The organism is Mesobacillus jeotgali, from assembly GCF_900166585.1.
Lineage (GTDB): Bacteria > Bacillota > Bacilli > Bacillales > Cytobacillaceae > Mesobacillus > Mesobacillus jeotgali_A.
Map to the genome: position 1 here is coordinate 401,675 of NZ_FVZC01000008.1, position 12,765 is coordinate 414,439.

General features: G+C 37.2%; 6 protein-coding genes and 1 pseudogene. 4 read left to right on the top strand and 3 right to left on the bottom strand.

Going from position 1 to position 12,765, the window contains the following annotated elements:
• Nucleotides 1-4 precede the first annotated feature (4 nt).
• Entirely contained in the window at nt 5-1,735 is a 1,731-nt protein-coding gene (locus B5X77_RS07155; RefSeq protein ID WP_257391748.1) for a M14 family zinc carboxypeptidase, read from the bottom strand.
• Between the two features lie 194 nt (nt 1,736-1,929).
• Between B5X77_RS07155 and B5X77_RS23255 the strand changes: the two genes are divergently transcribed.
• The 3 genes from B5X77_RS23255 to B5X77_RS07170 all read left to right on the top strand — a co-directional run bounded on the left by B5X77_RS23255 (nt 1,930) and on the right by B5X77_RS07170 (nt 7,685).
• A complete protein-coding gene (locus tag B5X77_RS23255; RefSeq protein WP_176167258.1) occupies nt 1,930-3,579 on the top strand; it encodes a C39 family peptidase in 1,650 nt (549 codons plus the stop codon).
• A gap of 333 nt (nt 3,580-3,912) precedes the next feature.
• On the top strand, nt 3,913-6,354 hold the full coding sequence (locus B5X77_RS07165; RefSeq protein ID WP_079506578.1) for an SH3 domain-containing protein: 2,442 nt from the start codon (nt 3,913-3,915) through the stop codon (nt 6,352-6,354).
• Between the two features lie 110 nt (nt 6,355-6,464).
• Entirely contained in the window at nt 6,465-7,685 is a 1,221-nt protein-coding gene (locus B5X77_RS07170) for an N-acetylmuramoyl-L-alanine amidase (protein ID WP_079506580.1), read from the top strand.
• Nucleotides 7,686-7,849: 164 nt separating this feature from the next.
• Here B5X77_RS07170 and B5X77_RS07175 read toward each other — a convergent pair whose 3' ends face one another.
• On the bottom strand, nt 7,850-8,254 hold the full coding sequence (locus tag B5X77_RS07175; RefSeq protein ID WP_079506582.1) for a hypothetical protein: 405 nt from the start codon (nt 8,252-8,254) through the stop codon (nt 7,850-7,852).
• A gap of 571 nt (nt 8,255-8,825) precedes the next feature.
• On the opposite strand from B5X77_RS07175, the pseudogene B5X77_RS07180 reads away from it, so the two are divergent.
• A pseudogene (locus tag B5X77_RS07180) lies at nt 8,826-9,634 on the top strand (transposase).
• Nucleotides 9,635-10,209: 575 nt separating this feature from the next.
• Here B5X77_RS07180 and B5X77_RS07185 read toward each other — a convergent pair.
• Nucleotides 10,210-12,564, bottom strand: a complete 2,355-nt coding sequence (locus B5X77_RS07185) for an SH3 domain-containing protein (RefSeq protein WP_079506584.1) — start codon at nt 12,562-12,564, stop codon at nt 10,210-10,212.
• Nucleotides 12,565-12,765: the final 201 nt, after the last annotated feature.

The following is a 12,765-nucleotide window of genomic DNA, read 5'->3' on the forward strand; positions in this document are numbered from 1 at the left end:
GCTTTTAAAGCTCGGTCACCTTTAATTTTTCCATTAAAGGAATCTTTAATTCAGTGAGCTTTTGTTCTACGAGAGGGTAGGTCTTGTACTTCGCCGGATCCTTTTGCTTCAGGGTCTTGCTATTGGTCTCCAGTATTTCTAATTTCTTTAAATTTTCCTGTGCAGCGGCAATCTCACCTTTATCCATTTGTAACTGTATAGCTTTCAATGATGTGTAACGGTCTAATTCCATTCTGGTATTCTCTGCGATATTTTTTGCAGGAGTAATGTATTTACTTTTTGCTAAGAGTTTTACATTGTAGCCAAACATTTTGTTAATTGTTTTTTCAGATGCCGTATTCATCTGAGAAAGTGCGGTATGTTTGGCAAATGTCATGTTGTCAAACTTGCCTTCCGCGAAAACTCTCTCAAACTCCTGCATAGCCTTTAAATTCTTTTCCCCGGCGGAGACCCCATAAATAAATGATCTCGCCTCACTTTGATAAGTATTAATGTTTTTGAAATATCCTGCAAGTCTCGCTTTATGTTTGGCAGGCAGCTTATATGCCTGGCGATTTAAAGCAATTGTTTCGTTGTATATGGAATCATATAAAGCTTTGAATTTCTTATCTATCCTTAGATCGTTCATTGTTTTGACGTTGGTCGCATAGTAAGCTTTAAGTCCCTTTGCTTTCGTTTGCAGTTTGCTTAATTTGGCGGCGAGCTGATCTGTTTCTATTTTCATCCGCTGGTCGTACAGCTTGAAGCTTTCCGAGGCTGTATAAAGCCCTACAGCCTGGTTTTCTTTCCATGCCCCTTTAAATTCCGACAGGGGAGGATTCGTTTCATAGTAGTACTTTGAAATTTCAGGTGTGAAGGCAGGCCGTTTTTTAGATTCTATGAACCAATCGGTAAAACCGCCGCCAGATGGATTTTTACCAGGCTTCATCAGACGGTAGCCTGTCAGTTTTTTTATAGTATTCGCATATTTAAGATCCCGGTAATAGGTAGATTTACTTTGTTTATAATTCCAGAAGAGCATCTTGCCGCTGCTATGATAAGATACCGCCATTTCTGGATTAATGGTGGATACGAATTTTAAAACCGCTTTGGTTTCCGCGGCGCTTTCGGGTGTCTTGCCCTTATAATTTTTAAATGAAGGAGACGAAGGGCTCTTGATAGCTTTCCATCCAGCATTGTATTGCCGGTTGAGATCGACTCCTTTTCCATTCGCCTTCCAGCGTTTAAAGTTTTTGCTTCCCCCATTCATTTTAATCAGAGAACTGTGCAGCTTTTTAGGGAAGGCTTTTAGTCCCTGCTGCTGTAAGGTAACTCCATCTGGATTCACCATCGGGATAAACCAAATGGTTGTGGAATTTAAGATTGCCCTTGCATTGTAGCCTTTTATCTTTTGATTCCCTTTATAAGCCCTCGCATATTGGTCGATCATATACATATTCAAATTTGTTGTTAACCATTCACGGGCATGATGGGACCCATTTATAAAGGTAGCAGCCGGCCCATTGCCTAATGAAACAGCATATAAATTACGGCCGTATTCAGATTTTCCGATAATCTTCACTTTAATTAAATCTGGATATGCACGCTGGAGCTTGTTAATATCGGACACCATATGATAATAAGAATAGACCTTATTAGGATTAACAATACCCGTCTGGGCATGAGCTCCTGAATTAAAAGAAAAGCTAGATAGTAAAACTGCTGCCAAGATGACTAAAATCCTGAATTTCTGCAAAACTAGTTACCTCCAAAATATATTCTATTTTAATAATATAATAATATTTTGGAAAATGTACCTCTTTTTAAAAAATATGGATATTTAACATTGATGATTTTGCACTAGTTAAATGGATTAATATAGTTTACAATGTAAAATTTTCTTGTTTTTATGATAAATATATCCTACAGTTAAGCGGGGGGTTGGTAGATTTGACCAAAATATACAAAATCATCTTTTTATCACTTTTACTCTTACTATTTGGAACTTCAACGAGTGCCGAGGAAACAAGTAATCTTAAAATTGAAGAGATCGGTTCCAGTTATATCAAAGGTTCTTATAATGGAAAGGAAACCATTAAGGTATTAAGAGGAGAAACTCTCCTGGGTTATGGGATAACAGGGGACAATGGATATATAATAAACTTTTCCCAGCCTATCACTGTAGGAACTCAATTAATCCTGAAAATAGAAGAAACAAATCTAACAAAAGTCGTTACCTATAACCCGGCAGTTCTTAATAATGTGAATGATAAACAAAAAATTATTTCCGGCCGGGTAACACCGGGTGCATTGGTAACGGCAAGTGTTAACGGAAATGTGATCCCGTTAAAAGGACAGGTTGGAAACGATGGGAAATTTGAATTCACCCAGTCAACTTTACTCAAATATGGACAATCAATCAGAGTAGTTTCAGTGACTGATGATATACAGAGCGTTATTACAACCAAGGTAACTGCAGCTCCAGCTCCAATGAAACCTAAAGTAAATACCGTTACAAATAAAAATACATATATATCTGGTTATGCGGAACCAGGAAACACAGTCATAATTTATGCAGGAAAAATAAAATACACAGCAAAGGCATCCATGACTTCAGGCTACTATAGAATATTTCTGCTGAATAAGCGACCGTTGGCTTCTGGAACAACTGTTTCAATATACAGTGTCGCTGATCGCTATAACAGTACGAGCTCCAAATTAACCGTTAAGGTGTTAGATAAAGTCCCTCCTCCAGCACCAAGAGTGAATAAAATTACGAACAAATCATTCACGCTGACCGGCAGTGCAGAGGCCAATTCCGTCCTCTATGTCTCTAAAAACAGCAAGAGCTTTAAAACGGTAAAGGTAAATTCGAAAGGGAAATTTTATATAAGAGTCCCTTTACAGGCTGCAAATACTCGTTTTGAACTATATGCGAAGGATGTAGCAGGAAATCAAGGATCAAAAACAAAGATATACGTTTCTAATCAAAAACGGCCAGTAAAAAAACTGATTTATACACCTGTAATAAGACAAATGCCAGAACTGCCTAGAGGATGCGAGGTTACCAGCCTGGCTATGATGCTAAATCAGGCTGGTGTGAAGGCAAATAAAATGACTCTAGCAAAACAGGTAAAAAAAGATCCTACTAAATACAGATATACCAATGGAAAAAAATATTTTGGCAATCCAAACTACGGTTTTGTAGGAAATATGTATACCTTCAGCAAACCTGGATTTGGAGTGTTTAATAAGCCTATAGCCGAGCTGGCAAATACATATATGCCAGGCAGAATCGTGAATCTATCAGGACAATCCTTTGAATCTGTCTTGAACTATGTTGGGGCGGGACGTCCTGTGTGGGTTATCAATACAAGCTGGTTCAGTTACGTTCCAGGCAAGTACTGGCAAACATGGTATACTCCGCAGGGACCTGTAAGAATCACGATGAAAGAACACTCTGTCCTAATAACAGGGTATGACAGTAAGTATGTATATTTTAATGATCCTTTGGATGGAACTAAAAATAAGAAACGACTTAAGAAACACTTTATCGAAGGGTGGACCCAGTACGGGAAACAAGCAATCAGTTATTATTGATTGATGTGAAGTGTAAATGTAATTAAGAAAACTACTATATTGTTCTATAAAAAACCAAATCGCACTTGATTTGGTCTTTTTTATTCTGGTTATGAATTTGATCTTTTGAATTGTAACCTTTTCATATCTAATTATAAGCAGGATATAGGTCTATTTAATCATTTCTGTAATTACCATAAACTAACAGGTTTAACCTTCTCATAGTTTTAAAAGATGTGCCGATAAATAAGATAAGAGTTTACATGAGGAGGTATGTCAAACGTCATTCTCTCATTCTATTAATAAACAGATGCCAGCCAAAGCCGTGGAGAAAATAAGACTGGAAGTGTATCGATGAAAAATATTGGAAAAGTGCTTGTTCTATCAACGAGCATATTAGTAGGGAGTTCATCTCTTCCTTTTGTGCCGAATTATGTTGAAACAGCAGAGGCTGCTTCCGTACGTATAAATACTGCTTATGCAACTACTGCTAATTTAAATATGAGATCTGGGCCTGGAACGAACTACAAAGTAACATTCACGGTTCCAAAAGGGAAAACAATCTCTGCAACAGAACGGTCAGGGAATTGGTACAAGGTTACCTATACCTATATTGTAAATAAAAAGAAAACGACCAAAACAGGATGGGTCACTGGTGCTTACCTGAGAGTTTACCAGGCGAATCAAAAGACTTCCGTAAGAAAAACATCTTCAGCAACAGCAGTCGTATCTACTGCAAAAACTACCTATCAGACTACTGATAAACTAAATATTCGTTCAGGGGCAGGAACGAAGTATAAAGTTACCAGAACCATCCCGAAAGGCGTAATCGTTTATTCAACTGCCAGGATGGGAAGCTGGTATAAAGTTTCTTACACATATACGGCAAATAAGAAAAAGTATACAGTCAATGGCTGGGTAAGCGGGGGTTATCTTAAGGAGTATTATCAATACTACAATATAAAGGGTACTTATTATTTTACTTACAAAAGTACCAGCCTTTTTGCCACACCAGATACTAAAAAGAAAGCAGTCTTCGCTATAGGGACTAACAATGGTTTTTACACCACTCAAAAAGTAACAAATAGTGTTGGACAAATGTGGTACAAGGTTTCTTATCAAGGCAAAAATGTTTTCATTAACTCAAAAGATGTAAAACAGGCAGCTTTCCAATCCTTTCTGAAGTCCGAATTTATAACGAATAAGGATGCTTATTTATTTTCTTCCTACGGAATCTCATATGGAAAGTTGATTAAGATTCCAAAAAATACAAAATTTTCTTCAACTACAAGAGTTGGAGATTGGTATAAGGTAACCTATGGAGGAAAAACAGGATATATTTACTCAAAGGATTTTATAAAGTATGTTCCTCCTGTTGTGCAGCCAGTACCTGAAGCCACACCGGTTGAACAAACTCCGGAACCGGCACCTGCTCCTGTGGAGACAACTGTACCAGAAAAAGAGCCCGTTAGTGAGCCAGTCCAGGCACCAATACAGCCAGTTCAGACATCACCAGTTCAGACTCAGCTGCCTGCACTGCCTGCACTGACAGAAACGGCGATAAGCGGCAAAACCTTTGTAACTACTTCTAGCTTAAACCTTAGGCAAACTGCGGGAACAGACTCTGCGATACTAGCTGTCATCCCAAATGCTACCTTTGTTTTTCCCAACGCGCTAGTCTCAAATGGCTGGTACAAGGTTTCATACGCTGGGAAAACAGGATATGTGTCAGGGACTTACCTTAAAGAAGTCGTTACAGGTGATCCTATGCATAGAGAAGGTTATCAATTTATTGATTTAAGAAAACCGTCTAAGGTTTCTGCAGCACAAATAGATTTATATATTAATAACTACCTGAATGGCAAAGTGAGTGTATTGAAAGGAAAGGGACAAGCATTTATTAATGCCGGCAACAAATACGGTGTAAATTCCCTTTACTTAGCAGCTCACGCTATTCATGAGAGCGGTTATGGTACTTCTAATATCTCACTAGGCAAATATAACTTATTTGGCTTCGGAGCATATGATGCTTCACCGTTCATCGCTGCAGTCCGTTTTAGTTCCGTAGAGCAGAATATTGAATATATTGCTCAAGAAATGAAGGCCACTTATCTGAACCCTCTTAGCTGGAAATATAAAGGGGCTCATCTTGGATTTAGTACAAAGACAGTATCTTCAGGCACCAGGATTGATGCGAATAGTGAGGGTATGAATTTTTATTATGCTAGTGATGTAAAGTGGGGTCAAAAAATCGCAGCCCATATGCAAAAAATTCTACCTTACAACAAAGCCGATTATGATTCAGCGCAAATTAATAGTACAAGCTTTCTTTTCCCTTCCAGACCACTTGGTTTTGATCGATTCCCGCTGGGAGTTAAAGCAATGGCCAAGACAACTATAAATCTGAGCAGCCAAAAAGGCAGTACAGTAATTGCTGCTTACCTGAAGGAAGGCACTATTTTCGACATTGTCGAAAAGCATAATGATTATTGGGTAAAAGTCATGCTGGACAATAAAGAATATTGGACAAACGATATAAAGTTCGACCGTTATAATCAGTTCATTTCTGTTAAAAATCTAGGAAGAGTTACAGCGGATTCATTGAATATTCGTCCGACTGCTTCAACAGCCCTAAGCCCTATCGGTACCTTTACACTAAATGAATATGTACATCTGGTTTTAGACACTGCCGGAAATCCAACCACGGATAGCACTAAGGGCTGGTATCAGGTGAAACTTGCTGATGGCCGGACTGGCTGGGTTAGTAAACTCTACATTATTCAAGAATTGAAATGATTCTTAAGGGTTTACCTGCACCTTGTAAGTCAGGTAAACCTTTAACTTAATTTATTAATAACGGATGTGACCGAACATCGATAGAAAAAATACAACAAGGTGGGAAAAAAGTGAGATTTGCTTCTTTAGGTAAAACGATCCTGTGTTTTTTGGTCTTATTTTCTTTTTTAGTATCTTTTCATGCTGAAAGTACAGAGGCAGCCTATTCTTTTCAGGCTAAAGTAACTGCGGATGTACTTAATGTTCGTTCTAAACCAGGTACAACCTATTCGATAGTAGGCAAAGTTTCGAAAGGTCAGGTTGTAACTGTTTTAGAACAGAAAAATGGCTGGTCCAGAATAAGCTATGGAACAAAGAGTGGCTGGGTTTCTTCGAAATACTTAACAGCTATCACTTGGACAGGTTATGTAACAGCTACAAAGTTAAATTTGCGAAGTACACCTGGAGGGAGTGTAATAGGAACACTTTCTAAGGGGACGGCACTTACTGTATATGGTAAGGATGGGACATGGTTAAAGGTATATTCGTCATCAATACGAAAAACGGGATGGGTTTCTGCATCCTATGTTACAACTCAAAAACCGATTATAAAGGCAACGTATACAAAATTAGTTTTTAAGGTTAACAGTAATTTAAGGAAAGGACCAGGTACCAGCTATCCAATTTTATCGACAGAAAGCGCTGGAACTTTCGTTGATAAGCTAAGTGAAAAGGATGGATGGGTACAGGTTAAAAAACTAAATGGAATGATTGGGTGGGTATCTGCAAGTCTTGTTAGAGATCCCGCTACAGTTTTAAAGGGCAGGGTAATAGTACTTGATGCTGGCCATGGTGGTTATGACAGCGGGGCAAGAGGAGTCACTTTTCTGGAAAAAAACCTAACTTTTACAACAACCCTTACACTAACGCCGCTATTACAAAAAGCGGGGGCAAAGGTTATATTGACACGCAGCACTGATAAGTATTTAACTCTGGCACAACGAGTTAACATAAGTAATTATTATAAAGCAAATGCATTCCTAAGCCTTCATTATAATGCTTACTCTACAACGAGCACAGGATTAATGACGTTTTATTATAACTACTCGAAGGATGCCCCATTAGCAAGATCAATTCAAAATGGGATTGTTGCTTCTACTAAGCTAAGGAATATGGGTGCCAAATACGGCAATTACCACGTACTTCGTGACAACAGACAGCCAGCTGCATTAGTTGAATTAGGGTTTTTATCTAATCCTTATGAAGAAAAACTAGTTGCTACTTCTTCCTATCAGCAGAAAGCAGCACAAGGACTGTATAATGGATTATTCCTTTATTTCCTTCCTAGATAAATGAACAAATTAATAATAAGTGTGACTAACCTCAGTTTAATACTGAGGTTTTTCTTCTCGAAATTTATAAAATTATCTCCTCATTTATGAACGCTCAGAAAATATAATAAAATAGACAGCAAAGAAGTTGCTATCTGTCTTTATATAAGTCAAAAAGTATACACTTAGTTTTCATTGATATATAGACCGATTTTGCCTGTATCCCAGCTGTTGTATATCATTACTTTTACTATCGATGTATTTTGAAATTCTTGAATAATAGTTCCCTCTTTCGATATGGACACAGTATTATCAGATTTATTCCAGTATACATAGCTTCCTTTTATATAACATAAATCCCCATAATCCTCATTTACGCCTAAGCTTAAACCTGTTCCGCTTGTAAAGTGTTCTTCGACTATAGCCAATATTAGGGGAATGCTAGTCCAACTTTCTGTAGTATTTTTAACGATACCCAAGACAATATAAGTCCCGGCTGGGTCATACAATAAAGTAAAAGTTGAATCTGAGGCCGTGCCACTGGCGATATCCACGCCATTTTTTGTTACTGAATAACCTTCTGCATTCAATATAATAAGGTAGTTTCCAAAAATGACTTTTTGGTTCTCCTGAATAGTTCTCTTGCTAGTGATGATATCTACCGCTGTATAAGTAATTGTTTGTTCTGTGGGCTCATGTGAAATTTTCCCCTGTTTTATTAATCCATAATGATTGCCATTGCTTTCATTCCATCCGTGATGGTTTCAGTTATTACTTTGATTGCTTTTGGCCAATGCTAACTTATTCATAGGGGAAACAATAAGTAAAGCTGTAACTATTGCTCCAACAAAGACTAATCTCTTTCCCATTTAAATCCACCTCCATTGTTAATTATTAACAATTTTATATTAACCCAAATGACTGGAAAAAATTTTTGTTTTTATAGAGGTTTTAGAACACTTTTTACTATAAAAATACGGCAAAACAGTCATTACATTATATTTTATTCATTAACTCCTATTTTAGTATAAATGCTTGTTCAACTACTCTTTTAGAATTCCTGTAGAGAGCTAATTCTCAACTTTGAAAAAAATAAGGTCCCTCAGTAAGATATGAGTATAGACACCACTCTAACTCAAAACCCTAGGAGGAACCCTTACTATGAAGTTTAAAATGCAGGACAAACAAAATCAACTAATAGAAAGAATTTCAGATAGCCATCTTGTAGTTGGTGTGGATATTGCACAAGAATTACACGTAGCTAGAGCTGTGAATTTCCGTGGAATAATAGTCGGAGATTCACTTACATTTGAAAATAATGAAGAAGGTTTTGCTAAATTACTACAGTGGATAAACCAGTTAAAAACCTTAAGAAAAGACAACCTGGGATAAAAAAAGCACAAGCGTTAATTGAATTAGCTGTGCATTCAGTCGGCACTCGACAAGCACTCGAAGCTTATAAACTACACTTGGAACAGTTAATTGAAGAGTTTGATTTAGCCACTGTGCAACTTGAACGAATTGAACAAGAAGTCACTTCCCTACTTAAACAAATTCCTTTCGCAAGAAAGTTGCTTGCCATCAAAGGAATTAGTGAAATTGCACTTGCAGGCATTCTTGGAGAATCAGGTGACCTCAGTGGTTTTGCGCATGGTAATTCTCTATTGCGCCATGCTGGATTACATCTTTCAGAGGCCAGTTCAGGTAAATGGAAAGGACAAATTGTCCTTTCTAAGCGTGGCAGATCTCGTTTACGGCGGTTTTTGTATTTAGCGACAATGAGTCTTGTCATGAACAACCCTGATTTTAAAGAGCTGCACGCCAATAATGTTAATGTGAAGAAGATGAAGAAAATGAAATCAATAATGAAATTAATCCATAAACTCGCCAGAGTATTAGTAGGAATGGCCAGAAAGAATGATTCTTATCGTTCCGAGAAGATCCAATCGATTTCACCAATAGCTGCCTAACGTTTAGTTGATAATTAAAGAAACACTTTAGATTTAATACCTTTCGAATACTGACTTATTCGCAGGACTCAAAGAAAGTACGAGTACCGGATTTATTGAACAAAAGGGCTCCGACCCGTTCCTTTAGAAAGACCGGCCTCTACCACTTGGATAGGTGTAACGAAGGAATGAGAGGGCATTTGACCCGTTGAGACATGGGAGTGAAAACCTCCAAGGGTAGCGTGGAGAAAATGTACATTATATGGAAATCATTGGATTTAGCATTAAATCCTTTATTAAAGTACGCCTTCTTGTAGCCATAATGTTCAAACTCATTCAATCAATCCCCTACTATTCTTTCAAGTGATTTGAAATCCTGCGAATAAGTGAGTATTCGAGAGATAATCGTATCTAACTGAGGGAGTTAAATAAGCTTCTTGGGTAATACCACCATATATTTGAAAAAACTCAAAAACGACAAAAGCAGTGGGATTTCAGGTGTGAAATCCACTGCTTTTGTAATTGTTTTATATTTGCTATTTTCTGTGTGTGGACTCAAAATAGAAAGGCTTAGCCTAATGCCAACCTTTAAAAAATTATTTTAATTCCTGGATAATATATTGCTCGTATTTTGATTGTTTGCTTACCCAACCAATGCGCCCGTCAGCAAGCTTTACTTTATACCAAGTTTTTGATCCATCCATTGTCGGATTACCTGCTGTATCTAAAACAAGATGGACATATTGGTTTAAGTAAAAGGTACCAATAGCTGCTTGAGAAGTCGAAGCAGTTGGACGAATATTTAAGGAACTTACTGTAACACGACCAAGATTCTTAACTGATAAATAATCTTTATACTTATCAAACTGTATATCCTTAGTCCAGTAATCCTTATTGTTAAATTTAATCTTTATCCAGTAATCATTATGCTTTTCGCTAATGTCAAAAAGGGTACCTTTCTTAAGTGTAATGGCAACGACGGTACTTCCCTTTTGGGTTGTTAACTTGATGTCCTTGTTGGCTACAGCTTTAATGCCAGCAGGGAAAACATCTGCACCAGCAGGTCTTGAAGGATAATCAAACATCCTGGTATCAACAGCTGCGTTATCATAATCATTATTATTATAAGGAAGGATCCTTTGCATGTGAGCCGCGATCTTTTGTCCCCACTTAGGATCGCTAGCATAATAGAAATTCATGCCTTCACTGTTTGAGTTGATTCTGGTATTGCCGTATACCGTTTTAGTACTGAAGCCTAAATATGCCCCATTATATTTCCAGCTATTTGGATTAAGGTAGGATGCTTTCATTTCTTGAGCAATGTATTCGATATTCTGTTCTATGGTAGAGAATCGTACTGCTCCGACAAATGGTGCTGCATCATAGGCTCCGAAACCAAATAAATTCTTCTTTCCTAATGAAATATTAGAAGTACCATAACCGCTTTCCAATATCGCGTGAGCAGCTAAATACAGGGCGTTAACACCATATTTATTACCAGCATTAATTATAGCTTGTCCCTTTCCTTTCAACACACTGGCTTTTGAACCCAGGTAGTTATTAATATATGAATCAATTTGTGCTGAAGTAACCTTAGAAGGCTTTCTTAAGTCAATGAACTGGTATCCATTCCTGTGAAACGGATCTCCAGTGGTTACTTCTTTAAAATAGTCACCTGATACATAACCTGAAACCCCATTAGCAGTTACCTTAACCCATCCATTTGAAACCTTATGTGTTGGATAATAGAAGGCACCACCAGGCAAAACAGTTAAGATTGATGATTCAGTATTAGCAGCTTGTCTTAGGTTCAAACTAGCGGTTGTTACAAAAAGTTTTCCGCTGATCGGAGTCTCTGTTATCACAGGAGGCTGATTTGCTTCATTTTGATTCTGATTTACGGCCCCATAATATCTGTCTAAATCACTTATGTGAATATATCCTGCTTTTCCACCATAGGATAATCTCAGCCAATTTCCCACAATAAGACCAGATGAGACGATAGAACTTTTAGGTACACTCGTTAGCTTTGAATGAATGTTCCCGTAGGATGCATATAAAAAAGTGTCTTTATCTGTAATGTAATTTGTCTTCCCAAAGGTCTTTACAGAAGTAAGAAAAACATTACCAGATGGGAGGTAGGCAACTTTGCCTTTATACGACACTCTTAACCATGTTTGACCAAGACTATTAATTACTTTTTGGGATGAATAAAACACATTGTTACTGCCAATAGAGGAAATGGCTTTTTTCTTAGTATCTGGTGTGGCATAAATACCAGTTGTCTTCTTAGTGTAATAGTAAGTTGTCTTAGTTTTATAATACCTATAGTATTCTTTTAAGTAGCTTTTACTTATCCATCCACCTGTTGTGACTCTTTTACCTTTTGAAGTATAAGTATAGTAGACTTTTTGCCAGCTTCCTTTCCGTTCTGTGGAAGATACAATAGCATATTTAGGCAAAGTTTTTACAATTTTGTAATTGGTCCCTGCACCAGACCGCATATGTATTCTAGTTGTAGTCTGGTAATGAGTTTTGGATATTTTACTTGAGCTCGCTGCAGTGCTCTGTTTTGAAATAGTACCTGACGAAGACTTTATGACTGATGATTTGTTAACAGGTTTATAGGTCTTTAAAAAAGAAACCGAAACCCATCCTGTCTTTGTGTAATTCTTTTCTTTAGAAGAGTATGTATACGAAACTTTGTACCAGCTGCCAATGCGTTCAGTCGCTGTGACCAGTTTTCCTTTTGGGATTGTTATCAATACCTTGTACTTTGTCCCTGCACCAGATCTCAAATTAAGGTTTGCTATCGTCTGGTATGTTGTCTTATTAATTTTCGTCACAGCGGCAGCTTCGGCCTGTAGTACTGTTAATGGGGTAACTGGAATAGACGCGCTTCCAACTAATAAACTAGTCGATAAAACCAATATTTTTCCTATACTCTTCATTTCTCCACTCCTTTTAATTTTCACACTCCAAGAAAACTAAATTAGATTTGCATATATTGAGTTAACCGCTCTATCAAAATATGACTTAATTTTTCTATCGGCAAAAACGTTAGATTTATAAGCCTTTAGTATTGTAACATAATGGAAAATATTAAAATAGTAAAATATACCTAATTACATAAAAATCCCGAACAATGAAAC

Coding starts and splice junctions, on each gene's coding strand:
- B5X77_RS07165 (WP_079506578.1), top strand. CDS start 3,913: ATGAAAAATATTGGAAAAGTGCTTGTTCTATCAACGAGCATATTAGTA.
- B5X77_RS07185 (WP_079506584.1), bottom strand. CDS start 12,564: ATGAAGAGTATAGGAAAAATATTGGTTTTATCGACTAGTTTATTAGTT.